This is a genomic window from Nocardia sp. NPDC047654, from assembly GCF_043205035.1.
Taxonomy (GTDB): domain Bacteria; phylum Actinomycetota; class Actinomycetes; order Mycobacteriales; family Mycobacteriaceae; genus Nocardia.
In genome coordinates, this window is the sequence record NZ_JBIDDF010000010.1 from 67,720 (window position 1) to 93,201 (window position 25,482).

Consider the following 25,482-nt stretch of genomic DNA (forward strand, 5'->3'; position numbering starts at 1 on the left):
AAGGGGCTCCATCCTTCGGAGGAGCTACCCAATGTCCGAACTGCCGGTCATCGAATTACGCGGAGTAGAGAAAAGCTTCGGTCCCGTCCACGTCCTGCACGAAGTCGCCTTCAGCGCCTATCCCGGCGAGGTGACCGCTCTCGTCGGCGACAACGGCGCGGGCAAGTCCACGCTGGTCAAATGCATCGGCGGCACCCATCCGATCGACGCGGGCGAATTCCTCTTCGATGGCACGCCGGTGCAGGTGCACAGCCCGCGCGACGCGGCGGCGCTCGGCATCGAGATCGTCTACCAGGATCTCGCGCTCTGCGACAACCTGGACATCGTCCAGAACATGTTTCTCGGCCGGGAACGCAGGCGCGGTCTCGTGCTCGACGAATACGCGATGGAGGAACTCGCCGGGAAGACGCTGGCGAGCCTGTCGGTGCGCACTGTCAAATCGGTCCGGCAGCAGGTCGCCAGCCTGTCCGGCGGACAGCGCCAGACGGTGGCCATCGCGAAAGCCGTACTGTGGAACAGCAAGGTGGTGATCCTCGACGAGCCGACGGCCGCGCTGGGCGTCGCGCAGACCCAGCAGGTGCTCGAGCTGGTGCGCAGGCTCGCCGACCAGGGGCTGGCGGTGGTGCTCATCTCGCACAACATGAACGACGTCTTCGCGGTGTCCGACCGGATCGCCGCGCTCTACCTCGGCCGGATGGCCGCCCAGGTACGGACCTCCGACGTGACGCACGCGCAGGTCGTCGAATTGATCACGGCAGGACGCAGCGGAGCGCTCGGCCTCGAGGCGAGCGGAGCGACCCGATGACCGCGGTGACCACCGAGCGGCGACCGGCGGCGCCGGTGACCGACCTGATGAGCGGCTACGTCGGCCGGGTGCGCGGCGGCGACATGGGGGCGTTGCCCTCGGTGATCGCACTGGTCGTGCTCTCGGCCGTCTTCTGGGCGGCGCGCCCGGTCTTCATGTCCGAGGCCAACTTCGCCAATCTCTTCACGCAGGGTGCGGCGATCGCGGTGATCGCGATGGGGCTGATCTTCGTGCTGCTGCTCGGCGAGATCGATTTGTCGGCCGGGTTCACCAGCGGTGTATGCGCCGCCGTGCTCGCCGTGCTGCTCACCGACAAAGGATGGCCGTGGTACGCGGCGGTGCTGGTGTCGCTGCTCACCGGCGTGGCGATCGGGCTCGTGATCGGCACGATCGTGGTGAAGATCGGGATCCCGTCGTTCGTGGTGACGCTGGCGGCGTTCCTCGCGTTGCAGGGCGTGGCGCTGAAGATCATGGACAACGGTCGCAACATCTCGATCCGCGACGAGACGATCGTCGCGATCGCGAACAAGAACGTGCCGCCGGCGATCGGCTGGGCGTTGTACGCGGTGCTGGTCGCCGGATTCGCGCTCGTGCAGTACCGGAAGTTGCGGGCGCGCACGAAACTCGGGCTCACCGGCACGACGGCGCGGGCGGTCGTGGTGCGCGTCGTGCTGCTGGCGGTCGTGGCGGGCGCGGCGGTGCTGGTGCTCAACGGCGAACGCAGCCGCAACCCCGCGTTGCACTCGCTGGCGGGAATGCCCATCGTCGTGCCGCTGATCGTGGCGCTGTTGCTGCTGTGGACGTTCGTGCTGGACCGCACCGCGTTCGGCAGGCACATCTACGCCGTCGGCGGCAATGCCGAGGCCGCCCGCCGCGCGGGCATCGCCGTGGATCGCGTGAAGATCACCGCTTTCGTGCTGTGTTCGACCATGGCGGCGGTCGGCGGACTCATCGCGGCGTCGCGCGCGAACTCCGTCGATCCGAACACCGGCGGCAGCGACGTGCTGCTCACGGCGGTCGGCGCGGCGGTGATCGGCGGCACCAGCCTGTTCGGCGGCCGCGGGCGGATGCTGGACGCCGTGCTCGGCGCCGCGGTGGTCGCGGTGATCAACAACGGCATGGGGCTGATGGGCTACAGCGCGGGCACGAAATTCGTTGTGACAGGATTCGTGCTGCTCTTGGCGGCCGGAGTGGACGCCCTGTCCCGTAGGCGTGCGCTCCTACAGCGATGAACCCCCCAGCCCCGTGACGAAAGCCCGGTGAATGCGAGCAGCACCTTCGCCCGAGGAGATCCGCACGCGCAATCTCGCCGCGTTGCTGCGGCATGTGCACCGTGACGGCGCGGTGTCGCGCGCCGCGCTCGCCGAGCGAATGGGGTTGAACCGCAGCACGATTCTCGCGCTCACCACCGATCTGGCGGCGGCGGGTCTGGTGAGCGAGGAATTGCCAGGGCAGACCGGACGGGCGGGCAGGCCGTCGCTGGTGGTGCGGCCGCGGGCCGATCGGGTCTACGTCGTCGCGCTGGACGTCGGCGCCGACCGCCTCGCCGCCGCGCGGGTCGGGCTGGGCGGTTCGGTGCTCGAGCGCACCGAGACCGCCCGTCCCGGCGGCGCGTTCGACCCGGACGAGGTGATCGCCGCGCTCGCGGCGATGGCCAGGGCGATGATCGCCACGGCCGCGCCCGACGCTCGGTGCGTGGGCGTCGGGGTCGCGTTCTGCGGCATGGTCCGCGAGGAGGACGGCGTGGTGCGCTACGGGCCGAATCTCGGCTGGGTGGACGTCGCCTTCGGCGCCGAGCTGACCAGGGAACTCGATCTCGGCCTGCGCGTCGCGGTCGGCAACAACGCCAACCTCGGCGCGTTGGCCGAACGTGAACGTGGTGTCTGCGTCGGCCTGGCGAACTCGATCTACCTGCACGGCGACGTCGGCATCGGCGGCGGCATCATCGTCAACGGTGAATTGCTCGGTGGGGACGGCGGTTACGGCGGGGAAGTCGGCCACATGATCGTGAATCCGGGTGGGCGGCCCTGCGCCTGCGGATCCCGGGGCTGTCTGGAGGCCGAAGCGGGCGAACTCGGGTTGATCGCGGCGGCGGGACGCAGCGATCCTCCAGGGCAAGCGGCGGTGGACGCGATCGTCGAGGCCGCTGCCCGCGGCGACACGACGGCACGGGACGCGCTGCGCCAGGTCGGCGAATGGCTCGGGTACGGCGTCGCCAATCTGGTGAACGTCTTCAACCCGTCGGTGGTGGTCTTCGGCGGCGTGCTGCGGGAGATCTATCTGGCCTCGGCGGCGCAGGTGCGCAGCCGGTTGGCGGTGAACGGCCTGCAAGCCGTCCGCGAACGGGTCCGGTTGCGCACCAGCGCGCTCGGCGGCGACGCGACCCTGATCGGCGCCGCGGAACTGGCCTTCACCGACGTGCTCACCGATCCGTTGCAGACGCCGGCCCGACCGTCCGCCGCGCGCGCCTGAGGATTCCGGCCGGATTCACGCGGCCCCTGCCGCGCTGAACTCCGACAGGTGGCCTGCGAGCAGTCGTACGCGCACCCGCTGTTCCTCGGTGGTTTCCTCGGGGTGGTGGATCTCGATGCTCAGGCGGTCGTCGAAGGTGCTGATGATGATGGTGCCGCTCGGCTGCTGGAGCCGGTGCCCGGTCTTGTCCGGCTTGCCGAGCATGATCGAGCGGAAGTCGGTGATCCGCAGCTCGTCCGGCACCCGAGGTCGGCGCACGCGTCCCCAGTTGGTGGCCAGCACGATTCCCGGTGCGCGCGGTGGAGGGCCCGCGGTGATCTCGGGGATGTGCAGCGGAGTCTGCTGCACCATGCCCGTGTCGAGTCCGGCGCGCAGCGTATCGCTGATGTCGCGGGCCAGATCGACGAGCTTCGCGCCGGACCGCCGCGCCGGGACGAAATTCGCGAAGCCGAGCACGTTGGTGCCTTCGGTCATCCCGATCGGTGGCGTCACCCGGCTGCGCAGGTCGACCGAGTAGGTGTAGGACAGGTCGGTCAGCGGCAGCCCGCGCAACTCGGCCTCGGTGAGCAGGATCGCGGCGGAGGCGAGGCCGTTGATCGTGGTGTGCTCCCGGTGCCCGAGCTCGACCAGCGCCGCGGTCTGCTTCCGGGTCAGCCTGCAGCGTGCGGTGCGGGGGACGAGGTAGCCGGGATCCTCCGGGCCCGAGCGACTCCGGGCGATCTCCATGGGGCGGTGCGGCATGGCCGGGGCGTCGATCTTCCGCACGCCGCGCTCGTGCAGCAGGTCTTCCACCGAACGCGGGAAGCCGTGCGGCGGCAGGTCGGCCTGCCCGCACCGGACGAGGTCGGTGTAGCAGGCCCACAGCTCGGCGAACACGGCCAGCGAATGATAGGCATCCGCGACGCTGTGGTGGGTCACCAAGGTGACCCCCGCGCCGGCGCCGTCGCGGACGACGCCCAGCGCGGCGACCGCGGTGCGCTGGTCCAGCCGGGCGCCGGTGAGCAACAGCTCGGGATCGCCTTCGGCGACCGTCAGCTCCGGTGCGGCTCCCGGTGATTCGAGCAGAAGGTGCCCGCCGCGCCCGTCCGGCTCGAGGCGGGCGCCGAGGATCGGGCGGGAGCGAACCACGGCTTCGAACGCCGCCGACAGCGCGGCGAGATCCAACCGCCCCGCGACCCGAAGCGAATAGCCGACGAGCACTTCGCTGTTGGCGAAGATCGCCTCGCTCGGCGCCAGCGGGCGGATGACGGTTGCTGCGGTCATGTCGCTTCCTTCACCTGAGCCTGTCCCGAGGCTAGTCCGAAGCCCGGACGCGCCAGGCTTTTTCGGCAGCATCATGTGTTTCCTGTATCGGCGGATCCGCGGCAGCCGTTTCGTCTCGTTGCCGTAACGACACCTGGTCCGAGACCCCCCTCCGGCCCTGAGCCCAGGGTTAGCTACGCCAGCTCCTAGAGTGATACTCTAGAGTCCTGCTCTAGAGGAGGACGCCATGACCGAACTCGTCACCTACCGGCTCGACGACGGGGTCGCCACGATCACGCTCGACGACGGCAAGGCGAATGTCATGTCCGAGAACATGATCGGCGCCATCGCCGCCGCCCTGGACCGGGCCGAGGCCGACCGGGCGGTCGTCCTGTTGACCGGGCGCCCCCGGATGTTCTCGGCCGGCTACGATCTGGCGACGTTCTCCCGTTCCGCCGACGACATCCGCCGTACCCTGCGAGCGGGCGGCAACCTGGTCCATCGGCTGCTCGGTTTCCCGTATCCCGTCGTGGCGGCCTGCCCGGGGCACGCGATCGCCCAGGGAGCGTTCACGCTGCTGGCCACGGACGTGCGATTCGGTGTCATGGGGGATTTCAAACTGGGCCTCAACGAGGTCGTCATCGGGCTGACCATCCCGCACTACGGCGTGGAAGCGGCGCGGCACCGTCTCACCGCGCCCGGATTCGACCGGGCGGCGAACACCGGAATCCTGGTCGGGCCCGAGGAAGCCAAAGAATTGGGCTTTCTCGACGTGCTCGCCGCCGACGCGAAGGACTTACGCACGCGCGCGACTGCCGAAGCGCACCGATTGACCGGAATCGACTTCGCGGCGCACGCCGGGACGAAACTGCGGGTGCGTGCGCAGGTGCTCGCCGCGGTCCGTTCCGGCGTCGACGCCGAGTTCGGCGCGTAGCGGGCCGTGCGCACCCGGGAGCGGATCCTGGCCGAGGCGACCGAACAGCTCCTGGCCAAGGGGTATCCGTCGTTCACGATGGCCGGCGTGCGCGATCGGCTGGGCTTGTCCAGCGGCAGCATGTTCCACGCGTTCGGCTCGAAAGCCGAATTGGCCGCCGCGGTCTACGTCTCCGGGATGCTCGACTATCAGCGGACGGTACTGGACCACCTCGACGCGCCGGATATCGCTCCCGAGCGGGCGATCCGCGCGATGCTCGCGGCCCATCTCGGCTGGGTGCAGGATCATCGTGATCTCGCCCGCTTCCTGTTCGCCACGTTGCCGGACGAGGTGGCGCGCGCCGCCGAGCCCGAACTGGCACAGCCCAATCGAGTCTTCTTCGGCGCGCTGCGGCGCAGGTACCGAGAGTTGCTCGGAAGCGCGGACGTGGGCGGCGACGGCTATCCGGTGGCCCACGCGATCTGCGTCGGACCGGCGCAGGAGTATTGCAGGCAGTGGGTGCGCGGGCGCGTGTCGTCGCCGCCGCGCGCGCTGACCGCGACCTTCCAGGAGGCGGCGGTCGCCGCCCTCGCCACGTTGAGGGGCTAGCCGCTGCCGGGTTTGCGTCTGCGTGTTTCGGCGTCGGTGCGATGGATTCGCGCTTCCCGTTGTCATCTCCTCGACAGCTGCGGTGTAGTGCCGATCACCACAACCCGACACGCCAACGAACAGTCGACCGACACGATCGCCGCCTGCGAGGGCGAAAGCGCGGGCGGCGGAAGCGGGTCCACACCGATCGTGGCACGCGGTGACTTCGTGCCGATGCGCGAACAGGTCGGCACACCATGGACGGCTGTCACCACCATGCGGGCAGCGACGGTCGCCGTTCCTCGCGCGGATCGCCGCGCCGGTTGCGGATCGGCCACGGGTGATCGACAGTGGTTGTCGAGTTACGGTGCGGCGATGGGAGGCCACCATGGACCGTGCGGACGTGGTAGTCGTCGGGGCGGGATATGCCGGGCTGTGTGCGGCGCGGACGTTGCGAGCGGCCGGTCGGGATGTCGTCGTCCTGGAGGCGAGTGACCGTGCGGGCGGTCGCACGCTGACCGCGCGGGTCGGGGACGGATGGGCCGTCGATCTGGGCGGACAGTGGATCTCTGGCGCGCACACGCGATTCGCCGCGCTGGCCGAGGAGTACGACGCCGTGACCTACGCGCCGCCCGAAGGGGTCGACCTGCTGGTGGAGGGAGTGGTCCGGCGGCCGTTCGCGGGCGCCCGCCCGCCGCTTCCGACGTTCGTTCTGCTCGTGCTCGCCCAGGCAATGTGGCGGATGGAACGGATGGCCGCCCGCATCGACCTCGCCCGCCCGTGGACCACACCGGGCGCGGACCGGCTGGACGCGATGACCGCGGCGACCTGGTTGCGCCGGAACGTGCCGGAGCGGCGTGCGCGGAACCTGGCGGAGGTGATGATCGGCGAGGAGCTGTGCGTCGACGTGGGCAGCATCTCGATGCTCGGTCTGCTCACCACGATTCGTTCGGCGGGCGGCGTCGAGGCGGGGATCACCGCCGAGACGGTGACCCGCCTGTTCGTGGACGGCGCCGATGGGCCCGCGCTGGCCATCGCCGCCGAACTGGGCGACGCGGTGCGTCTCGGCGCGGCGGTCACGAGTATCCGTCAGAGGGCGGACGGTGTGCGGGTGAGCGCCGACTCCGGTGACGTGGACGCCGGGCACGTGATCGTGGCGGTGCCGCCCACCCTGGCCGGACGCATCGCCTACGACCCACCGCTGCCCGCCGCGCGGGACCAACTGACCCAGCGCATGCCGATGGGCTCGGTCCTGAAATCGTTCGCGGTCTACGAGCGGCCGTTCTGGCGCGACGACTCGTTCACCGGCCAGTCGCTGAACCTGCACGATCCGGTGCCGGTCACCTTCGACGCGACCCGCCCCGGCGGTCCGGGTGTGCTCGGCGCGCTGGTGCCCGGCCGGGCCGCGCAACGGCTGGCCGCCCTTCCCCCGAGCGAGCGACGCGCCATGATCATCGGTTCGCTCGTGCGCGCCTTCGGGCACGTCGCCCGCGAGCCGATCGAGTGGCACGAAAAGGTCTGGGCCGACGATCCATTCGCCCGCGGCGGCTACAACTCCTTCTTCCCGCCGGGCGTCCTGACCACCCTCGGCTCGGCGCTGCGCCACCCGGTCGGCGCGATCCACTGGGCCGGAAGCGAAACAGCCACGGAGTGGTCGGGCTACATCGAGGGGGCGATCCGCTCGGGCGAGCGCGCGGCCGCCGAAGTGCTCGCGGCCGATCGCGCCGTCGCCACAGCCTGATTGCCGAAAGGTTGCCAGAAGGCTGGCTCCGACCTGGGGGAGGGATCACAATGGAGAGGTGTTCCAGCGGATCGTGGTGGGTTACGACGACTCGCCCGGCGCCAGGGCCGCCTTGACGATGGCGCTCGACTTGGCGACGGTGCACCACGCCGCGCTCACGGTCGTCGCGGTCGAAGAGTATCTGCCGCACTACGGCCCGGTGGTCGGTGAGATCGAGGACGAACGCTCGATCGGGGAGCAGACCTGCCGCCGATGGCTCGCCACCGCCGCCGAGACCGCCGAACAGCGCGGCATCGCGGTGCGGGCCGAACTCCGCGCGGGTCAGGCGGCGCGGGAACTGGCCACGGCCGCCGCCGATCACGATGCCGACCTGCTGGTGCTGGGGCGCAGCGGGCACTCGGGCATCTGGGGGCGTTTCATGGGCAGCACCGCGGAGAAGGCCGCACGGCACGTCGGATGTTCGGTTCTCGTCGCGCACGACGGCGTCGAGAAGGCCGGGCAGCGGTGAGTGGGGCGTCGTTGCCCGCGGTGGCGCCGCCGCGGAGGCTTCGGGTAAGAGTTCTGCGTGACCGATGAGCTGACCGAGGAACCGGCAGGCATCGCCGATCGCGCGCGAGGCCCCGCGCGACGGCGGGATTTCTGGCGAATCCACGGCTCGGCCTCGTTGGTCGTCGCCCTCGGCGGGGCGCTCGGGGCGCTCGCGCGCTACGGTCTCGCCCAGGGGTTGCCCGGCCGCCCGGGGCACTTCCCGCTGGCCACCTTCGTCACCAATGTCGCGGGCTGCTTCGCGATCGGCGTGCTCATGGTCGCGGTGACCGAGATCTGGACTGTTCACCGGTTGCTGCGTCCCTTCCTCGGGGTGGGCGTGCTGGGCGGGTTCACGACCTTCTCGACGTACGCCAACGAAGTGCGCGGTCTGTTGCGACCGGGCACGAGCGTGGTCGCGGCCGGTTACCTGGCGGGCACCCTGATCTGCGCCCTTCTGGCCGCCCTCATCGGCATGTGGCTCACCAGGGCCGGATACGAGCGCCTGCGGCACGGGTGGAGGAGGGCGTCATGACCGTGCTTCTGGTTCTCGTAGGGGGTGCGATCGGCGCGCCGTTGCGATATCTCATCGACCGTGCGGTGCAGGATCGCCGCGACAGCCTGTTCCCCTGGGGCACGTTCTCGGTCAATCTGATCGGCTGTCTCGTGCTCGGCGCGCTCAGCGGAGCGGGGACGGCGCTGGCCTCGCCGATGTTCGTCCTGCTCGGCACCGGATTCTGCGGAGCGCTGACCACCTACAGCACCTTCGCTTACGAAACCGTGCGGCTGGCCGAGCGCGGCGCCTATTTCTTCGCGGCGATGAACGTGGTGGTCAGTGTCTCCGCAGGGCTGATCGCGACGGTGTCGACCTATGCGACAGTGCACGCCCTGTTCGGCTGACCCGCGCCGACGAGCGCGTGTGCGACGTGATCCAGCTCACTCCGCTGCGCTGTCGCGCGCTGCTCGGGGTCGGCTAAGCTGTCGTGACAGATGCAGATATGCGCATACATTCGGTGTTGGAAGGGGTCTGGGTCGATGGGACACGAACATGGTCACGCGCACGGACACGGGCTGTCGGGTGCGGCCGATCGCAGGTGGCTGACCATCGCGCTGGCCCTCATCGTCGGTTTCATGTCGGTCGAGGTCGTGATCGGCGTGCTGGCCAACTCGCTGGCCCTCCTGTCGGACGCGGCGCACATGCTCACCGACGCCGCGTCCATTGTCCTCGCGCTCATCGCGATCCGGCTCGCGGCCCGCCCGGCGAACGGCAAGTACACCTACGGGTACAAGCGCGCCGAGATTCTCTCGGCGCAGGCCAACGGAGTCACATTGCTCGTGCTGGCGGGCTGGCTCACCTACGAGGCCGTGCGCCGTCTGCTGGAGCCGCCCGAGGTGACCGGCGGCCTCGTGCTGGCGACCGCGCTGGCCGGTGTGGTGGTCAACATCGCGGCCACCTGGGCGATCAGCAAGGCCAACCGCTCCAGTCTCAACGTGGAGGGCGCCTTCCAGCATGTGCTCAACGACCTCTACGGGTTCATCGCCACCGCCGTGGCCGGCCTGGTCGTGCTGACCACCGGTTTCGCCAGGGCGGACGCGATCGCCACGCTGATCGTCGTCGCGCTGATGGTCAAGGCGGGGCTCGGGCTGGTGCGCGAATCCGGCCGGATCTTCTTGGAGGCTGCGCCCGCGGGCGTCGATCCGGACGCGCTCGGGCGCGGGCTGGTGGACATCGAGGGCGTCGACGAGGTGCACGACCTGCACGTCTGGCAGATCACCTCCGGCGACATCGCCCTGTCGGCGCATGTGCTGGTGCGCGCGGGTGCGGACTGCCACGGACTGCGTCAGCGGATCGAGCATCTGCTCGACCACGACTACGGCATCACCCACACCACGTTGCAGGTCGATCACAGCCACGCCATCACCTCCTCGGCGGGCGCGGAGGCGCAGCGCCTGCTGCCGGTGCTGGAGGACCACTGCGACGACGCCCACGGCCCGGTGCACCGCGAGCGCCCGTCGTCCGCGGCGAACGCCGCGTCCTGACCTACCGCGCACCACGCGCATGGACGATGGCGGGCGGGATGTCCCGCAGCACCGGAAGGCGGTCGAACAGCGGAAGGCTCACCGCGAGCGGACCGCGGGAAGGCTGAACGACGTCGTCGTCACCTCCGCCACCCGCGGGTTCCATTCGCGCAGCAGTCGCGCCTGATTCAGACCGGGACGGTCAGTGGTCCAGGCGGGGGAACGGCCGCTCGGCCTCGACCAGATAGGCCAGCTCCAGCAGGGTGCGTTCGTTGCCGCGGGTAGCGGCGAACTGCACACCGACGGGCAGCCCCGCGTCGGTCAGGCCCGCGGGAACGGTGACGGCCGGCGTCCCGGTGATGTTGTTGATCGGAGTGAAGCAGACGTACGCACGCAACCGGTCGATGAGTTCGTCGAACGGCACGGTCGGACTGAGGTAGCCGAGTTCCGGCGTGGTGTGGCCGAGCGTGGGAAGCAGCACCGCGTCGTAGGGCCCGAGTGCCTGTTCGTAGGTGGCCGCCGCCGCGCGTAGTCGGTAGAGCGTGAGCGGAGCGTGCAAGGCCCGGCGGAGGAAGAGGGCGCGGAGGCCGACAGTGAGGTCGTCCACGCGGCGCGCGTCGAATCGGCGGTCGAGGAACCGTCCCGTCGTGGTGATCGCGGCCGCGAGCAGGCCCCAGTAGTGCAGGAAGGCGCGTTCGATCGTCGCGTCGAACGGCAGCGGGACCGGCTCGACGGAATGGCCGCCTGCCTCGAGGACACGCGCCACATTTTCGACCGCCTCCCGGGTCGGACCGGCGGCCAGCGGCCCTGCGAGGTTGTCGAGCACGACCGCTATCCGCATGCGCCGGGTCGGAGGGCCGTCGACGCGGCCGATCGGTGGCAGCGCCGGATTGCGCCAGTACTGTTCGGCCGCCGCGGTGTACACCGCCGTATCGCGCACCGTCCTGGTGAGCACTCCTTCACTGACGATGTCGACCGGCAACGTGCGCGCCAGCCCGGACACCACATGCCGTCCCCGCGTCGGCTTCAAGCCGACCAGTCCGGCGCACGCCGCGGGAATCCGGATCGATCCGCCACCGTCGTTGCCGTGCGCGATCGGGACAACACCCGCCGCCACCAGCGCGGCGGCCCCGCCCGACGAGCCGCCCACCGAATAGCCGGTGTGCCACGGGTTGCGGGTGGGCGCGAGGTGCGGCGTCTCACTGCTGGCGTTGAAACCGAACTCGGGCATGGCGCTCTTGCCGAGGACGGTGAGGCCGGTGCTGAGGAACTGCCGGGTGTAGCCGCTGTGCGCACCGGCGGGGCGCGCGCGGAACGCGGCCGTGCCCTGATTCGTCGGCATCCCGGCCACGTCGGTGTTGTCCTTCACGAAACTGGGCACGCCGTACAAGGCGCCGGTCCGCTCGGCGGGCAGCAGCGGTTGCGCATAGCTCGGGTAGGCGACGGCCGCCAGCTCTTCGACCTGCCCGGCGCGCGCCGCCGCGGCGGCGGCGAGTTCACCTGGCGAGAGCTCGCCGTCGCGCACCAGGGTGGCCAGGGCGACGGCGTCGTGGTCACCGAGCGCGTCGTCACCGAAGGCGTGGACGCGCGTGGGTAGTGGAATATGAGCGTCGGCGGTCATCCCCCGAATCTAATGTGTGCTGCAGGCAGCTCTCCAGAGCGGAAAGGACAGCAGGTGGCGGCGACATATCCGGATCCGGTGCCGCCGAAGGGCCGGGTCGGCTCGCTGTTGTTCGCCCTGCCGCCCGCGGGCAGGCGGTGGAGCGTGGCGGTGCGTGCCGCGCTGGCGTTCGCCGTCCCCGCCGCGATCGTCACCGGTCTGGGACATGCGGACGCGGCCGTGTTCGTCATGTTCGGCGCCTTCGCGATGCTGTACGGCGAGGGGCGGCCGTTCCGGGTGCGCGGCCGGGTCGTGCTGACGGCCGGATCGGCGCTGCTCGCCGCCTGTGGCACAGGCGCGCTGATCGGCGGAGTGCTGGACGCGGGGTTCGGTTCGTCGCTGCTCATGGTGCTCGTGGTGTCGGCGATCGCGGTCGTGGCCGTGTTCGTCATCGACGCCCTGCGGCTCGGTCCGCCGGGGGCGCTGTTCTTCGCGCTGGTCTGCGCCGGAGCGATGAAAGCCGCCGAGGCCGGGGCCGCTGTGGAGACGCTGTTGCTCTGTACGGCCTGCGGTGTGGTCGCGTCGATCGTCGTCTCGATGGCCGGGGTGCTGCGTGATCGCCGCAAGCCCGAACGGATCGCGGTCGACGCGGCGGTCCGCGCGGTCGACGCCTACGTCGCGGCCCGGGAGGCGGGGACGCCCGCCATCGACCTGCGCCACCGGGCGGGCGCGGCGATGGCGGACGCGTGGGCGGCGGTGTACGACGCGGGCCTGCCCTCGGACCCCGGGGAAGCCGAACTGCTGGCCACCCTGCAGGGCGCGCGGCGCGGCCTCGCCGGGCACGTTCCCGACGACGACACCGACGATCTGCTGGTCGATCCGCTGGTCTCGTTCGCCCGGCCGGGCGTCGGCTTCCGGCTGCGGCGCTCCGTGTCGTTCTCCTCGCACGCGGCGATCAGCGCGATGCGCGTCGCCGCGGGCTGTGTGGGCGCGGGCGCGCTGAGCGCGCTGCTCGGTCTGGAACGGCCGCACTGGGCGGTGCTCAGCGCCCTCATCGTCCTGCAAGCCGGGCCCGATCGCGTGCGCGGGCAAGTGCGAGCCATTCACCGGTTCGTCGGAACGATCGCGGGCCTCGGGCTGTTCGCGCTCATCTACCAGGTCGGGCCGACCGGGTACGCGCTGATCGCGCTGGTCGCCGCGTTGCAGTTCTGCATCGAGCTGTTCGTGCCGCGGAATTACGCGCTGGCCGTCGTCTTCATCACGCCGGTCGCGCTGATCGCGGGCGGGGTCGCCACCACGGGCGGCCCGATCGGGCCGGTGATCCGGGATCGGCTGTGGGAGACGATGATCGGCGTCGCCGTCGCCGTGCTTGCGCTGCACGGCGTCGCGCCCCACGGGCACCGGCGCACCTTCCACTGGATGGAACACCGGGTGCGCGCCGCCGCGCGCGCCCTGCTCGACCACCTGCGCCGCAAGCCGATGGACGCCGAAGCGTGGGTGCTGGTCCAGCATCTGCAATTCGAACTGGTCGGCGTGGTCCGCAGCGGCATCGACTCGGCGACCGACGACCCCGAGTGGACCAGCGAGTACTGGCCGGAGCACGCGGCCCTCGCGCACTTCGGCCACGATCTGCTCGCCGCTTGCTGGGTGCTGCAACCCGGACAGCGGCTGTCCGACGTGGACGGCTGGGCGACCCGCCTGACGGCAGCCCGGTTCGACCCGGAAGCGACGGCGGGACCGCCTGCTAGCGTTCGGCGCATGCATGACAGCGTGACCGTCTGGATGGCCGCCCCCGCCGACAAGATCTGGGAACTGGTCAGTGACATCGAGAACACCGGGCGGTTCAGTCCGGAGACGTTCGCCGCGGAGTGGCTCGGCGGCGCCACCGGACCCGCGGTGGGCGTGAAGTTCCGCGGCCACGTCAACCGCAACGGCTGGGGGCTGAAGTACGCCACCGTGTGCCGCATCGTCGCCTGCGAGCCCGGTCGCGAGTTCGCGTTCACCGTGCTCGGACCGAAGGGCATGCCGGTCAACACGTGGCGCTACGTCCTCGAACCGGTCGACGGCGGCACCGATGTCACCGAGTCGTTCCAGCTGCACAGCAACCCTGTGCTGCGGCTGTACTGGTTGCTCGCCGGGTGGACGCGCGGCAAGACCAACGTCGAGGGCATGCGCGAGACGCTGAACCGGATCAAGGCCGTCGTCGAATGACCCCGCCCGACAGTGGTCCGGCCTCGGAAACCTCGACTGCTCCCGTGCTGCTCGTGCTCGGCGCCGGTCCCGGTGTCGGGCTGTCGGTCGCAGGCCTGTTCGCCGCCGACGGCTTCACCACCGTGCTGGCCTGCCGGTTACCCGAGGAGGCCGAACCGCTGGCGGCGCGATTGCGCGAGCAGGGGTTCCACGCGGAGGGCGCCGGGGTGGATCTGCGCGATCCCGCCGACGTGGGCCGGGTCGTCGCCGAGGTGGGCGAACGCTACGGCCGCATCGACGTGTTGCACTTCAATCCCAGCGTCTTCCGTGAGGCCGATCCGTTGCAGCTCTCGGTCGCCGCGTTGATCGAGGACTTCACCGTGGGCGCCGCGGCTTTGCTGCCCGCGGTCCAGGCGGCGCGTCCATTCCTGGCCGAGGGCGCCCGCGTGCTGGTCACCGGAAGTGCGGCCGCGGACAAGCCGTGGCACCGGGCCGCCTCGCTCGGCGTCCAGAAGGCGGCGGTGCGCAACCTGGTCACCAGCTTGGACGCCACCCTCGCGCCCGTCGGCGTACGGGCCGTCGCGGTGCAGGTCAACGGAGTGCTGGGCGAAGGAGCGTTCACGCGGGACCGGGTTGCCGCGGCACTGCACGCGGCGGCCACCCGCCCCGTCGAGGGGTGGACGCCGCACGTCTCCTACGACGGCTGACTACCTGGGCCGGATCGCCGCGAACTCGATGGGCAGGTGCGCGGGCCCGCGCAGATTCACGTGTTCCCGGTACGGCGGCGGGTCCACCGGCAGCGAGGGGGCTTCGACTCGTTGCGCGAACCGGGTCAACGCCACTCGCGCCTCCAAGCGAGCCAGGGGAGCGCCGAGGCAGAAATGCGCCCCGAGGCCGAAGGCCAGGTGGCGGTTCTCGCGCGCCGGATCGAATCGGTCGGGGTCGCCGAACACCGACGGGTCGCGGTGCGCGGCGGCGATCAGCAGTACCACCAGATCGCCGCGCTCGATGTCCATGCCGCCGATGCTGAGCCCGTCGGCGGCGACGCGCGGGATCAGCTGGACCGGCGGGTCGAAGCGCAGCGTCTCCTCGACGACGCCCGCCGCCCGGTCCGGATCCGCCCGGAGGGCGGCGAGTTCCTCCGGCCTGCGCAGCAGGGCGAGGATCGCGTTGGCGATCAGGTTGACGGTGGTCTCGTGTCCGGCGACCAGCAGCAGCGCGCAGGTCGAGATCAGTTCCGCGTGGGTGAGCACGTCCCCCGCGTCTTCGGCGGCGATGAGTTCGGACAGCAGATCCGGGCCCGGGGTGCGCCTGCGGCGGTCGATGAGTTCTTCGAAGTAGGCGTGCAATTCGGTCCCGGCGCGCCGGATCTCGCCGGGGTCGGCGCGGAATTGAGCGGCCGCGCGGGACGTCGGGTCGAGCGTGCGGGACAGCAGCGCCGACCAGGCGCTCAACCGCGCCTCGTCCGCCAGCGGGACGCCGAGCAGTTCGCAGATGACGGTCACCGGCAGCGGATAGGCCAAGTGGTCGACGGCGTCGAATCGTCCCGTACGAGCGCGCTGGTCGAGCAAGTCGTCGACGATCTCGGTGATCCGGGGCTCCAGCTGCCGCACGACGCGCGGGGTGAACGCCTTGGACACCAGGCGGCGCAGGCGAGTGTGATCGGGCGGGTCGAGGAACAGGAACGACGGTTTCGCCTGTGCCGCACCGTCTTCGCGGGTCCCGTCGTAGATCGGCATCGAGCCGAGCTGTAACCGGGCCAGTGACCGGTCGACGCTCGCGCGCGGATCGCGTAGTACCGCGGCGCAGTCGGCATAGCGGGTCAGCACGACCACCGGCGCCGTGCCGATCCGGAACGCGCCGCAGTCGCGTAGCCGCGCGAACAGCGGGTACGGATCCGGCCGCACCGCGGGGTCGAGCAGGCGCACGTAATCGTCGGTCGGGTGGTTCGTGGTCGTCATCGACACTCCCAGCTGTCCGGCCCGGAACGGGCATCGGTATAGCCGGTATTATTCCGATACCGCCAGTAGGAAAGCAATACCGTGACGGGATGCGAAAATAGCGCCATGACACTGCGGCGCCCGGTCGACGATTCGGTCACCCGCGTCGTCGAACTGCTCGGCGACCGGTGGACCATCCTGCTCATCGCCGAGGCGTTCTTCGGGGTGCATCGTTTCAGCGATTTCGCCCGCAATATCGGCATCACCAATCGCAACCTGCTCACCAGCCGCCTGCGCATGCTGATCGACGCGGGCATCTTCACTCGCACCGACCACGGCGGCGGGCGCATCGACTACCACCTCACCGCCGCGGGCCGCGAGTTGTATCCGATCGTCACGGCGATGATGGTCTGGGGTGATCACCACCTGGTCGGGCCGGAAGGCAGGCCGGTCGTCCTGGAACATCGCACCTGCGGGGAGGAGACCTCACCCATGCTGGTCTGCGACCACTGCCGCGAGCCGATCGACCCGCGCGAGGTCGAACCGAAGGCGGGCCCCGGCTTCCACCAGCCACCGGGCGCCGAACAGGCCGGTTGAGATGATCGCTCGGGCCGAGCATCCGGGCATCGGCGCTGACGTCGCATCGAACTCGCGGTGGGCGCCGCCTGGTCCGAGCGGTAGGAGAGCGGGTAGGCCGAGCGCAACGTGTCGATCGCGGGAGCGGCCCCCTGAAGTGTGTTGCGGCCGAGCGGCGCTCAGTGCAGCTGGTTGACGAATGCCTCGGCGAGATAGAGCGGTAGGAGTACGTAGTACAGCAGCATCGCCATCGAGCCGGCTCCGATCGTCAACACGGGTCCCGCGCGGTGCCGCCGCGGGTACGCCGCGCAGGGATTGGAGACCGAGTGGTCTCGCGAGTGCAGGAATGTAGTGCAGCTTCCCGGCATCGGCAAGGGCGGCCAGCGTGTCGGCCGGACGGACCCTATCGAAGTGCGCTGCCCTGCACCCACTGATCCCACGGCAGCCCCCAGTCGCCGTTCTGCCAGACCTCCAGCGGGGCGCCTCCGGTGTTGCGGATCTCCACGACGTCACCGGGGACGGCGAAATTGAAGAACCACTGGGCGTTCTCGCCGCTGAGATTGAGGCAGCCGTGCGAGACGTCGGTGTTGCCCTGGGCCCAGATGGTGGAGTCGAGCTGGTGCAGGTAGATGCCGTCGGTGCTGATCCGGGTCGCCCAGCCGATGGACTCCTTGTAGCCCAGGCGGGAGTTGATCGGCAGGCCGTAGGTGGAGGAGTCCATGATCACCGGATTGGCCTTGTCCATCACCGTGTAGATCCCGGGCTGGGTCCAGAACGTGAGCGTCTTACCGCCGATGACCTCGCTGCCGCCCATACCCATCGAGGTCGGCATGGTGCGGATCAGCTTGCCGTTCTCGAAGACCTGGATCTGCTTGGTGTTGTCGTCGGCGATCGAGACGTGCGACGCGCCGATGGTGAACGTGGTCTTGGTGTCCTCCTGGCCGTAGAGCCCGCGGCCGAGCTCCTGGCCGTAGATATTCGCCGCCACACTGACCTTCGTGCCCGGGGTGTAGTACTCCCGCGGCCGCCAATGCACGTTGCGATCGTCCAGCCAGTACCAGGATCCCTCCACCGGCGGGTCGGTGGTGACCGACAAGTGCTTCTCGGCGACGGCCCGGTCGGGGACGTCCTCGTCGAAGTGGGCCACCACCACGGTGCCCACCCCGAACGTGCCACCGTCGGACAGCGGGGTGCCGCCCGTGGTGGTCAGCGACACCTTCGTCTGATTGTTCGGGGTCAGCGTGGAGAAGGTCGCGGTGGTCGGCCCGGTCCTGCCGGTGACGGTGAGCCCTTCCGCGGTCACCGTGTAGGTGCGGCCGTAGCCGAGCGGCTCGGTGGGCTTCCAGGCCGTCTTGTCCGGCGTCATGATCCCCTCGACGGCGTTGCCCTGCTCGTTGGTCATGGTGACCGAGGTCAGCTGCCCCTCGGAGGCGCTGACCTGGATCGGTGCGAGCGGATCGACGTCGCGGGCCCCCGACGCGGGCGTGATGGTGAGGGGCGAGGGCGCGGGGCCTGCGGCTCCCGGCGTATCGCCCGGCTCGGACGACGACGAGCACGCCGTCACGATCACCGCCATGACCAGGGCGATCCCCGCGACGACTCCGGATCGGACGCGACTGGTCGCCAATGCATTTCTCCTGTTTCAGCCCAGCGCAACGAATGGCGCACCCGCGCCTACTGCCCCTTCGCATTTTACCGACCGCTCCCATGCGCAACCCCATGCGAAGGAGGACCCACGGCAGATTCCCAGCCGGCACACAGGAAGGGACTCGGCAGCGGGATCGTCGCGGCTGCGCGGCCAGGGGCGACGGCCGAAAGTGCCGATCGGGACGGTACCGGTGCGTGCCATGCTGGGGGCCGGAACCGACCGAGGGGAACGCATGCAGAATCGCCCATCGGCAGCGGAGCTGCTGGAATCGATCGCCGAATTGCTCGAGCAGACGCTGCTGCCCGCCCTGCCCGCGGGGTTGCAGCACAAGGCGCGGGTGGGCGCCAATCTCGCCAGGATCGTGCGCAGGGAGATCGAATCGGGCCCCGCCGCGGCCGAGCACGAGCGCGAGCTGCTCGACGCGGTGGCCGAGGGGAATGACGAGCGACTCTGGGAAGCGCTGGTTTCGATCGTGCGGGCCGATCTGGCGATCGCCAAACCCGGGTACGACGCCTGGGCGGGCGAGTGAGCGCCGACCTGGCACGCGGTTTGGCCCGGTTCCTCGAGGCGGGGAGCGGCCGCGCGGTGACGGTGTCGAACGTCGAATACCTCTCCGCGGGCGCCCGTCGCCGTAACGTCGCCTTCGAAACCGACCTGGAGGGCGGGACGCGACGCTTGGTCGCGACCATCGTGCCGAGCGCGATCGAGCTGGTTCCGGTCGACGTGGAGGCCGCCGTCCGCGAACTGGCACGGACGCACGGTGTGCCGGTACCTCCCGTGGTGGCGATCTGTACCGACAGCGCCTATGTCGGCGGGCCGTTCGTGGTGTCCGAACGAGTGGACGGGGAAACCGTGCCCCGCAAGGTATTACGGCTGACGGAGGCGGCGGGTCTCGGCGAACGAGTGGCCGAACAGCTCGGTGAGGCCATGGGCCGTCTGCATGCCATCGACCCCGCGTCCGCGCCCGCTCGCCTGCCCGAAGCGGCCGCCGATCCGGAACGCCAGCTGACCGAGGCGGGCGAGCACGTGCGCGCGCTCCTGCCGGACCGGCCGGTGTTCGCCCTCGCGCTGCGCTGGCTGGAACGCCACTGCCCGCCCGCGCCGCCCCGTACCGCGCTGCTGCACACCGACATGCGCAACGGCAACATCGTCGTCGGGCCCGACGGCCTGCGAGCCGTGCTGGACTGGGAAGGCGCGCAGCGCCACGGCGATCCGATGCGCGACGTGGCCTGGCCCGCGCTGCGCATGTGGCGCTTCCGTGCGGACGACCGGGAATTCGGCGGGCTCGCGGGCCGCGCCGCGTTCGCGCGCGGCTACCGGCGCGCGGGCGGCGGTTTCGACGAGGACCGGTTCCGCTGGTGGAAGGTGATGTGCACGCTCGCCTGGGGCATCGGGCTGGCCGGGCAGGCCGCGGCACACTCGGACGGCAGCGTGCGAGACATCGTGATGGCGGCCAGCGGGCGCCGCGTGTCGGAAATCGAATGGGACCTGCTGATGCAGATCCGACCCACTGCGAAAGGCTGATGCCCGATGGATTTCGAGCTACCCGCGGAACTGGTCGAATACCTGGCCGAACTCGACGCGTTCATCGAGCGCGAGATCACGCCGCTCGAGCAGACCGACGACAACATCCGCTTCTTCGACCACCGCCGCGAGGACGCCCGCACCGACTGGGAGCGCGGCGGCCTGCCGAACGCGCGATGGGAGGACCTGCTGGCCGAGGTACGCAGGCGCGCCGACGCCGCCGGGCACCTGCGGTACGCGTTCCCCGCGCAGTACGGCGGCCGGGACGGCACCAACCTGGGCATGGCCGTGATCCGCGAGCACCTGGCCCGGCGCGGCCTCGGCCTGCACTGCGATCTGCAGAACGAGCACGCCATCGTCGCCAACAACGTCGGCCTGCTGCTCATGCTCGAACACGGCACACCCGCGCAGCGGGCGGAGTGGGTGGACGGCTTGGCCTCGGGGACGAAGTTCTTCGCCTTCGGCATCACCGAACCCGAGCACGGCTCCGACGCCACCCACATGGAGACCGCGGCGGTCCGCGACGGCGACGACTGGGTGATCACCGGGCAGAAGACCTGGAACACCGGCGTGCACATCGCCGACGCCGACCTGATCTTCGCGCGCACCTCCGGCGGCCCCGGCGACGCGGCGGGCATCACCGCCTTCCTGGTGCCCACCGACGCCCCTGGCTTCGTCGTCGAGGAATACCTCTGGACTTTCAACATGCCCACCGACCACGCTCGTGTCTCCCTGAACGGCGTCCGGGTCCCCGACAGCGCCGTCTTCGGCGGCGAGGGGCGCGGCCTGGCTGTGGTGCAGCACTTCTTCAACGAGAACCGGATCCGCCAGGCCGCGTCCAGTCTGGGTGCGGCGCAGTACTGCATCGACGAGTCGGTGGCCTACGCCAAACAGCGCAAGCCCTTCGGCAAGCCGCTGGCCGCCAACCAGGCGATCCAGTTCCCCTTGGTGGAGTTGCACACCCAGTGCGAGATGTTGCGCGCCCTCATCCACAAGACCGCGTGGTCGATGGACACCTACGGCACGTTCGCCGTCTCCGAGCAGGTCTCGATGTGCAACTACTGGGCCAACCGGTTGTGCTGCGAGGCCGCCGACCGCGCCATGCAGGTGCACGGCGGCCTCGGCTACTCCCGGCACAAGCCGTTCGAGCACATCTACCGCCACCACCGGCGCTACCGGATCACCGAGGGCGCCGAGGAGATCCAGATGCGGCGGGTGGCGGGCTACCTGTTCGGCTTCATGGGAAGCAGAGCGCCGAAGGGCGTGTGACTCAGAGGCGGCGGATCCGGGCCAGCCACGCGGCGAGGTCGACGTGGCCGGACGCGGAAACCTCCAGGTTCGCCGCGTCCTGGGCCACCGGGTCGGTCACCCGCCCCCGGTAGCGCGCCTGCCGCACGTCTTCCACCGTCCAGCCGTCGCGGAACGACTCCCGGATCAAGGTGTCGCTGATCCGCGGACCGAACCCCGGCTCGACATCGGAGAGCGCGAGGACATGGACGGTGCCGCCCGGCTTGCAAATCGCGTGCAGGCTGCGGACATAGGCGGCGCGCGGCTCGTCCTCGGTCCCGAAGACGTGGAACAGCGCGCTGTCGACGATGGTGTCGAAAGCGGGCGCGGAGCCGGGCGGATCACCGGCGAACTCCGGCCGGTCGCCGAGCGCGAGGGCGTCGGCCACCTCGAAGGCGGCCGACGGCACCCCCTGGTCGGCGGCGTTGGCGCGCGCGTACGCCACCGCGCTCGGCGACATGTCGATTCCGCGCACGTCGTACCCGAGCCTGGTCAGCAGAATCGTGTGCTCACCGGCGCCGCAGCCCGGGTCGAGCACGCGTCCGGTGATGCCGCCGTCCCGCTCGAGCGCGACGATGGCCGGTTGCGGCTCGCCGATCACCCAGGGGGCGGTGTCGTTGTCATAGACGGTGTTCCAGAAATCAGCTGGACGAGTCATGCTCACCATGCTCCATCCTCAACCGTGCTCGAGGTCAACCCGCCACTGCCGAGCCTGCTTTCCCGCCGAGGCCGAGGTGCGTGCGTCAGGGCCGCACCGCTGGGTACGCGCGGGTTATGAGCACACCGAATATCGATCCGACGACGGCGGAGTCGATGCAGCAGGACGCGGATTTCGCCGACGAGCACACCAAGCCGACGCACGCCGACGAGCACCCGGCCGGCGCCGAACTCGAGACCGACGAGTCGACGCCGAGCGGGCACAGCGGCATGGATCAGTGAGCCCGGCACGGTTCCGTGTGGGAACCGTGCCAGAGGCTCAGGCCACGGCGATCAGTCGGGCCGCGTTGGCGGATTCGTCGTCGGCCGCCTGGTTGGCGGCCAATTCGGCGTGCACCCGATCGCGGTAGCGGATGATCTCCCGCTCGGCGGCCGCGGCGTCCCAGCCGAGGTGCGCACCGATCAGCCGAGCCACCCCGGGAGCGGCGGCCAGGCCGCGGTCGGCCGTTTCGATGGACACCCGGGTGCGGCGGGTGAGCACGTCGTCCAAGTGCAGTGCGCCTTCGTGCGTCACCGCGTACACCACCTCAGCGCCCAAGTATTCGGGTGCTCCGGTGAGCGGCTCACCCAACCCGGGCTCGCGGGCGATCAGGTCGAACAGGTCGGTGATCGTCGAGCCGTAACGGCCGAGCAGCCGCTGCACCGTCGCTCGCGGCAGGCGCGTGCGCTGCGCCAGGCTGTCGAGGTCGGCGGCGAGTTCCTGGTAGCCCACCGCGCCGAGGATCGGCAGGTGCTCGGTCACCGACGGCGCGACCGCGCGGCCGAGTCCCGCCACCGCCGCGTCCACGACGTCGGCGGCCATCACCCGGTAGGTGGTGTACTTGCCACCCGCGATGACGAACAGACCGGGGGCCGGTTCGGCGACCGCGTGCTCCCGGGAGAGCGTCGCGGTGTCGGCCGATGCGCCGGACAGCAGCGGGCGCAGACCCGCGTAGGTGCCGACGATGTCGTCGCGGGTGAGCGGCTCCCGCAACACCCGGTTGACGTGATCGAGCAGGTACCGCACATCGGCGTCGCTGGCGGCCGGGTGGTCCTTGTCCAGCGACCAATCCGTGTCGGTGGTGCCGATGATCCAGTGCCCGTGCCACGGGATGACGAACAGCACGCTCTTCTCGGTGCGCATGATCAGGCCGGTGTCCAAGTGCAGGCGATGGCGCGGCACCAGGATGTGCACGCCCTTGGACATCCGGACGTGGAAGGGGAACTCGACGCCGGTCATCCGGTTCATCTCGTCGGTCCACACTCCGGTGGCGCTGATCACCCGGCGCGCCCGGACCGCGTGCACCCGCCCGGTCTCCAGGTCGGTGACCTCCGCGCCGACAACGCGCTCGCCGTCGCGCAGCAGCGCCGTCACCTTGGTGCGGGTGAGCACGGTCGCGCCGTGCCCGGCCGCCGTGCGCGCGATCATCATCGTGTGCCGGGCGTCGTCGACCTGCGCGTCGAAGTACCGGATGGCTCCGGTCAGCGTGTCCGCGCGCAGGGCGGGCGCGAGTTCCAGCGCGCGCGTGCGCGACAGGTGCCGGTGCATCGGCAGGGCGCGGGCGCCGCCGATGGTGTCGTACAGCGCGACGCCGGCGCCGATGTAGGCGCGCTCCCACACGCGATGCCGCAACGGCAGCAGGAACGACACCGGCCGTACCAGGTGCGGGGCCAGCCGGTGCAGCAGCAGGCCGCGTTCCTTCAGCGCCTCCCGCACCAGCCAGAAGTCCAGCTGTTCCAGGTAGCGCAGCCCGCCGTGGATGAGCTTGCTGGAGCGGCTCGAGGTGCCCGCGGCGAAGTCCCTCGCCTCCACCAGGGTCACGGTCAGGCCGCGGGAGGCGGCGTCGAGTGCGGCGCCCGCGCCGACCACGCCGCCGCCGATGACGAGCACGTCGATCTCGGTGTCACCGAGCGAGTTCACCGCGCGGTCGCGGTATCGGGCGTCCAATCGTGCGGACACAGCGCTGTCTCTCCTTGTTTCGGGGATATTCGGGTACGACGGGGTCGCCGGCTCAGTCCTCGTCGTCGATCCAGTCGAGGGTGCGGGCGACCGCTTTCTTCCAGCGCGCGTAGCCGCGCTCACGCTGCGGTGGCGACCAGGTCGGGTGCCAGCGCTTCGCTTCGTGCCAGTTCTGGGCGAGTTCGTCGGTGTCGCTCCAGAAGCCGACCGCCAGCCCGGCCGCGTAGGCGGCGCCCAGGGCGGTGGTCTCGGCGACCACCGGGCGCGACACCGGCACGCCGAGGAAGTCGGCCTGCAACTGCATGCACAGCTCGTTGGCGGTGACGCCGCCGTCCACCCGCAGCACGTCCAGCGGGACGCCGGAGTCGGCCTGCATCGCCTCGACCACGTCGCGGGTCTGGTAGCAGATCGATTCCAGCGTCGCCCGCGCGAGATGGGCGTTGGTGCTGTAGCGGGACAGGCCGACGATCGCGCCGCGCGCGTCCGACCGCCAGTAGGGCGCGAACAATCCGGAGAACGCGGGCACGAAGTACACCCCGCCGTTGTCCTCGGCCTGCCGGGCCAGCGACTCGCTCTGCGCCGCACCGGAGATGATGCCCAGCTGGTCGCGCAGCCACTGCACCGCCGAGCCCGTCACCGCGATCGAGCCTTCCAGCGCGTACACCGGCTTCTCCGAGCCGAATCGGTAGGCCACCGTGGTGAGCAGTCCGTGCCGCGATCGCACGATCTCGGTCCCGGTGTTGAGCAACAGGAAGTTCCCGGTGCCGTAGGTGTTCTTCGCCTCGCCGGGACGGAAGCAGACCTGTCCGACGGTGGCGGCCTGCTGGTCGCCGAGTACACCCGCCAGTGGGACCGCGCCGCCGAACGGGCCGTCGGGCCGGGTGAGGCCGAACAGGTCCGGATTCGCCGACGGCGCGATCCTGGGCAGCATCGCGCGCGGCACCCCGAACAAGGCCAGCAGTTCGTCGTCCCAGTCCAATGTCTCCAGGTCCATCAGCATGGTGCGACTGGCGTTGGTCGGGTCGGTGACGTGCACGCCGCCGTCCACCCCGCCGGTCAGCTGCCACAGCAGCCAACTGTCGGTGGTGCCGAAGAGCGCGTCGCCGCGTTCGGCGTCCCGGGCCACCCCGGGAACGTTGTCGAGGATCCAGCGCAGCTTGCCGCCGGAGAAATAGGTCGCGGGCGGCAGTCCCGCCTTGCGCCGGATGGTGTCGCCGTGCCCGGCCCGCTCCAATTCGGCGGCGATGCGATCGGTGCGGGTGTCCTGCCAGACGATCGCGTTGCAGTACGGCCGCCCGGTCCTGCGGTTCCACACCACCGTGGTCTCCCGCTGGTTGGTGACGCCCACTGCGGCGAGGTCGCTCGCGACGAGATCGGCCTTGGTCAGCGTGGTCTGCACGACCGCGCGGGTGCGCTCCCAGATCTCGGTCGGATTGTGCTCCACCCACCCGGGGCGCGGCAGGATCTGCTCGTGCTCGAGTTGGTGGCGTGCGACCTCGTTGCCCCCGTGGTCGAACACCATGAAGCGGGTGCTCGTGGTGCCCTGGTCGATGGCGCCGACGTACCGGCTACCGCCCCGAGTCATCGCTGAGCCTCCGTTCGCCGCGCAGGCCGCGGGCGCGACCGTGCTCGAAACGGAAACTACGGCGGAATGCCGGACCCGGATAGCGCTGCCATTCGACATTGTCGAACGCTCGGGCTGGTCGCGGAGAACGCCATGGCTACCGAGTCCGGCGAGGCGAAGGTATGGCGCAGC

24 protein-coding genes and 1 pseudogene are annotated in these 25,482 nt (G+C 70.4%); 18 read left to right on the forward strand and 7 right to left on the reverse strand.

The features are described 5' to 3' along the window. The first annotated feature begins 31 nt into the window (after positions 1-31). Genes ACGF7Y_RS23585 through ACGF7Y_RS23595 form a run of 3 tightly spaced genes read left to right on the forward strand, consistent with a single transcriptional unit; the run spans position 32 to position 3,277 of the window. Complete coding sequence (locus ACGF7Y_RS23585) at positions 32-805, forward strand: ATP-binding cassette domain-containing protein (RefSeq protein ID WP_393236729.1); 774 nt, start codon at positions 32-34, stop codon at positions 803-805. Next, positions 802-2,037, forward strand: coding sequence for a sugar ABC transporter permease (locus ACGF7Y_RS23590; protein ID WP_393236730.1), 1,236 nt, complete (start codon positions 802-804; stop codon positions 2,035-2,037). The genes ACGF7Y_RS23585 and ACGF7Y_RS23590 overlap by 4 nt, the downstream gene beginning before the upstream one ends. Before the next feature lie 31 nt (positions 2,038-2,068). After that, on the forward strand, positions 2,069-3,277 hold the full coding sequence (locus ACGF7Y_RS23595; protein WP_062971637.1) for an ROK family transcriptional regulator: 1,209 nt from the start codon (positions 2,069-2,071) through the stop codon (positions 3,275-3,277). Between the two features lie 15 nt (positions 3,278-3,292). On the opposite strand, the gene ACGF7Y_RS23600 is transcribed toward ACGF7Y_RS23595, so the two are convergent. Next, positions 3,293-4,540, reverse strand: coding sequence for a hypothetical protein (locus tag ACGF7Y_RS23600; protein ID WP_393236731.1), 1,248 nt, complete (start codon positions 4,538-4,540; stop codon positions 3,293-3,295). Between the two features lie 226 nt (positions 4,541-4,766). Here ACGF7Y_RS23600 and ACGF7Y_RS23605 point away from each other — a divergent pair, with 226 nt between their 5' ends. The 7 genes from ACGF7Y_RS23605 (at position 4,767) to ACGF7Y_RS23635 (ending at position 10,326) form a co-directional block, all read left to right on the forward strand. Then, positions 4,767-5,453 carry a crotonase/enoyl-CoA hydratase family protein gene (locus tag ACGF7Y_RS23605; RefSeq protein ID WP_393236732.1) on the forward strand — a complete coding sequence of 229 codons (687 nt, stop codon included), beginning with the start codon at positions 4,767-4,769 and terminating at the stop codon, positions 5,451-5,453. Between the two features lie 6 nt (positions 5,454-5,459). Further along, positions 5,460-6,041 carry a TetR/AcrR family transcriptional regulator gene (locus ACGF7Y_RS23610; RefSeq protein ID WP_393236733.1) on the forward strand — a complete coding sequence of 194 codons (582 nt, stop codon included), beginning with the start codon at positions 5,460-5,462 and terminating at the stop codon, positions 6,039-6,041. Positions 6,042-6,387: 346 nt separating this feature from the next. After that, the gene (locus ACGF7Y_RS23615) at positions 6,388-7,761 is read left to right on the forward strand and encodes a flavin monoamine oxidase family protein (protein ID WP_393236734.1); all 1,374 of its coding nucleotides are present in this window, start codon (positions 6,388-6,390) and stop codon (positions 7,759-7,761) included. 58 nt (positions 7,762-7,819) lie between these two features. Next, a complete protein-coding gene (locus tag ACGF7Y_RS23620) occupies positions 7,820-8,269 on the forward strand; it encodes a universal stress protein (RefSeq protein WP_391469025.1) in 450 nt (149 codons plus the stop codon). A gap of 57 nt (positions 8,270-8,326) precedes the next feature. Continuing rightward, a complete protein-coding gene (locus ACGF7Y_RS23625; protein WP_393236735.1) occupies positions 8,327-8,821 on the forward strand; it encodes a fluoride efflux transporter FluC in 495 nt (164 codons plus the stop codon). Further along, positions 8,818-9,186, forward strand: a complete 369-nt coding sequence (crcB, locus tag ACGF7Y_RS23630) for a fluoride efflux transporter CrcB (protein WP_393236736.1) — start codon at positions 8,818-8,820, stop codon at positions 9,184-9,186. Before ACGF7Y_RS23625 ends, crcB begins: the two co-directional genes overlap by 4 nt. 135 nt (positions 9,187-9,321) lie before the next feature. Then, a complete protein-coding gene (locus ACGF7Y_RS23635) occupies positions 9,322-10,326 on the forward strand; it encodes a cation diffusion facilitator family transporter (RefSeq protein WP_393236737.1) in 1,005 nt (334 codons plus the stop codon). 181 nt (positions 10,327-10,507) lie between these two features. Here the strand turns inward: ACGF7Y_RS23635 and ACGF7Y_RS23640 are convergent, their stop codons facing one another. Next, the gene (locus ACGF7Y_RS23640; RefSeq protein WP_393236738.1) at positions 10,508-11,926 is read right to left on the reverse strand and encodes an amidase; all 1,419 of its coding nucleotides are present in this window, start codon (positions 11,924-11,926) and stop codon (positions 10,508-10,510) included. 942 nt (positions 11,927-12,868) lie between these two features. Between ACGF7Y_RS23640 and ACGF7Y_RS23645 the strand changes: the two are divergent. The 3 genes and pseudogenes from ACGF7Y_RS23645 to ACGF7Y_RS23655 form a co-directional block, all read left to right on the forward strand. Further along, positions 12,869-13,264 (forward strand): annotated as a pseudogene (locus ACGF7Y_RS23645) (FUSC family protein); the annotation flags it as partial. A gap of 399 nt (positions 13,265-13,663) precedes the next feature. Beyond that, entirely contained in the window at positions 13,664-14,116 is a 453-nt protein-coding gene (locus tag ACGF7Y_RS23650; protein ID WP_393236859.1) for an SRPBCC family protein, read from the forward strand. Beyond that, the gene (locus ACGF7Y_RS23655) at positions 14,113-14,802 is read left to right on the forward strand and encodes an SDR family NAD(P)-dependent oxidoreductase (protein WP_393236739.1); all 690 of its coding nucleotides are present in this window, start codon (positions 14,113-14,115) and stop codon (positions 14,800-14,802) included. Before ACGF7Y_RS23650 ends, ACGF7Y_RS23655 begins: the two co-directional genes overlap by 4 nt. On the opposite strand, the gene ACGF7Y_RS23660 is transcribed toward ACGF7Y_RS23655, so the two are convergent. Further along, positions 14,803-16,056, reverse strand: a complete 1,254-nt coding sequence (locus tag ACGF7Y_RS23660; RefSeq protein WP_393236740.1) for a cytochrome P450 — start codon at positions 16,054-16,056, stop codon at positions 14,803-14,805. It lies immediately after the preceding gene. 105 nt (positions 16,057-16,161) lie between these two features. Here ACGF7Y_RS23660 and ACGF7Y_RS23665 point away from each other — a divergent pair, with 105 nt between their 5' ends. After that, positions 16,162-16,632: a winged helix-turn-helix transcriptional regulator gene (locus ACGF7Y_RS23665; protein ID WP_393236741.1), complete on the forward strand. Its 471-nt coding sequence runs from the start codon at positions 16,162-16,164 to the stop codon at positions 16,630-16,632. A gap of 382 nt (positions 16,633-17,014) precedes the next feature. Here ACGF7Y_RS23665 and ACGF7Y_RS23670 read toward each other — a convergent pair whose 3' ends face one another. Beyond that, a complete protein-coding gene (locus ACGF7Y_RS23670) occupies positions 17,015-18,187 on the reverse strand; it encodes an Ig-like domain-containing protein (protein WP_393236860.1) in 1,173 nt (390 codons plus the stop codon). Positions 18,188-18,491: 304 nt separating this feature from the next. On the opposite strand from ACGF7Y_RS23670, the gene ACGF7Y_RS23675 reads away from it, so the two are divergent. The 3 genes from ACGF7Y_RS23675 to ACGF7Y_RS23685 are packed head-to-tail and all read left to right on the forward strand — an operon-like array spanning position 18,492 to position 21,052. After that, positions 18,492-18,788, forward strand: a complete 297-nt coding sequence (locus ACGF7Y_RS23675; protein WP_393236742.1) for a DUF6285 domain-containing protein — start codon at positions 18,492-18,494, stop codon at positions 18,786-18,788. Further along, complete coding sequence (locus ACGF7Y_RS23680) at positions 18,785-19,783, forward strand: phosphotransferase family protein (protein WP_393236743.1); 999 nt, start codon at positions 18,785-18,787, stop codon at positions 19,781-19,783. Before ACGF7Y_RS23675 ends, ACGF7Y_RS23680 begins: the two co-directional genes overlap by 4 nt. Before the next feature lie 6 nt (positions 19,784-19,789). Beyond that, entirely contained in the window at positions 19,790-21,052 is a 1,263-nt protein-coding gene (locus ACGF7Y_RS23685) for an acyl-CoA dehydrogenase family protein (RefSeq protein ID WP_393236744.1), read from the forward strand. A 1-nt stretch (position 21,053) separates the two neighbouring features. Here ACGF7Y_RS23685 and ACGF7Y_RS23690 read toward each other — a convergent pair whose 3' ends face one another. Continuing rightward, positions 21,054-21,728, reverse strand: coding sequence for a class I SAM-dependent methyltransferase (locus ACGF7Y_RS23690; RefSeq protein WP_393236745.1), 675 nt, complete (start codon positions 21,726-21,728; stop codon positions 21,054-21,056). Positions 21,729-21,844: 116 nt separating this feature from the next. Between ACGF7Y_RS23690 and ACGF7Y_RS23695 the strand changes: the two genes are divergently transcribed. After that, on the forward strand, positions 21,845-22,009 hold the full coding sequence (locus ACGF7Y_RS23695) for a hypothetical protein (protein ID WP_357042974.1): 165 nt from the start codon (positions 21,845-21,847) through the stop codon (positions 22,007-22,009). A gap of 37 nt (positions 22,010-22,046) precedes the next feature. Here ACGF7Y_RS23695 and glpD read toward each other — a convergent pair whose 3' ends face one another. Both glpD and glpK read right to left on the reverse strand, forming a co-directional pair. Beyond that, positions 22,047-23,726 carry a glycerol-3-phosphate dehydrogenase gene (gene glpD / locus ACGF7Y_RS23700; protein WP_393236746.1) on the reverse strand — a complete coding sequence of 560 codons (1,680 nt, stop codon included), beginning with the start codon at positions 23,724-23,726 and terminating at the stop codon, positions 22,047-22,049. Positions 23,727-23,778: 52 nt separating this feature from the next. Next, entirely contained in the window at positions 23,779-25,311 is a 1,533-nt protein-coding gene (gene glpK / locus ACGF7Y_RS23705) for a glycerol kinase GlpK (protein WP_393236747.1), read from the reverse strand. Positions 25,312-25,482 lie beyond the last annotated feature (171 nt).

Bases quoted from the DNA above. Each gene is read 5' to 3' on its own strand.
- ACGF7Y_RS23665 (WP_393236741.1), top strand. From the start codon at position 16,162: ATGACACTGCGGCGCCCGGTCGACGATTCGGTCACCCGCGTCGTCGAA.
- ACGF7Y_RS23660 (WP_393236740.1), bottom strand. From the start codon at position 16,056: ATGACGACCACGAACCACCCGACCGACGATTACGTGCGCCTGCTCGAC.
- ACGF7Y_RS23595 (WP_062971637.1), top strand. From the start codon at position 2,069: ATGCGAGCAGCACCTTCGCCCGAGGAGATCCGCACGCGCAATCTCGCC.
- ACGF7Y_RS23650 (WP_393236859.1), top strand. From the start codon at position 13,664: ATGCATGACAGCGTGACCGTCTGGATGGCCGCCCCCGCCGACAAGATC.
- glpK (WP_393236747.1), bottom strand. From the start codon at position 25,311: ATGACTCGGGGCGGTAGCCGGTACGTCGGCGCCATCGACCAGGGCACC.
- crcB (WP_393236736.1), top strand. From the start codon at position 8,818: ATGACCGTGCTTCTGGTTCTCGTAGGGGGTGCGATCGGCGCGCCGTTG.
- ACGF7Y_RS23655 (WP_393236739.1), top strand. From the start codon at position 14,113: ATGACCCCGCCCGACAGTGGTCCGGCCTCGGAAACCTCGACTGCTCCC.
- ACGF7Y_RS23640 (WP_393236738.1), bottom strand. From the start codon at position 11,926: ATGACCGCCGACGCTCATATTCCACTACCCACGCGCGTCCACGCCTTC.
- ACGF7Y_RS23635 (WP_393236737.1), top strand. From the start codon at position 9,322: ATGGGACACGAACATGGTCACGCGCACGGACACGGGCTGTCGGGTGCG.
- ACGF7Y_RS23695 (WP_357042974.1), top strand. From the start codon at position 21,845: ATGAGCACACCGAATATCGATCCGACGACGGCGGAGTCGATGCAGCAG.
- ACGF7Y_RS23605 (WP_393236732.1), top strand. From the start codon at position 4,767: ATGACCGAACTCGTCACCTACCGGCTCGACGACGGGGTCGCCACGATC.
- ACGF7Y_RS23670 (WP_393236860.1), bottom strand. From the start codon at position 18,187: ATGGCGGTGATCGTGACGGCGTGCTCGTCGTCGTCCGAGCCGGGCGAT.
- ACGF7Y_RS23690 (WP_393236745.1), bottom strand. From the start codon at position 21,728: ATGACTCGTCCAGCTGATTTCTGGAACACCGTCTATGACAACGACACC.
- ACGF7Y_RS23585 (WP_393236729.1), top strand. From the start codon at position 32: ATGTCCGAACTGCCGGTCATCGAATTACGCGGAGTAGAGAAAAGCTTC.
- ACGF7Y_RS23685 (WP_393236744.1), top strand. From the start codon at position 19,790: ATGGATTTCGAGCTACCCGCGGAACTGGTCGAATACCTGGCCGAACTC.
- ACGF7Y_RS23675 (WP_393236742.1), top strand. From the start codon at position 18,492: ATGCAGAATCGCCCATCGGCAGCGGAGCTGCTGGAATCGATCGCCGAA.
- ACGF7Y_RS23590 (WP_393236730.1), top strand. From the start codon at position 802: ATGACCGCGGTGACCACCGAGCGGCGACCGGCGGCGCCGGTGACCGAC.
- ACGF7Y_RS23600 (WP_393236731.1), bottom strand. From the start codon at position 4,540: ATGACCGCAGCAACCGTCATCCGCCCGCTGGCGCCGAGCGAGGCGATC.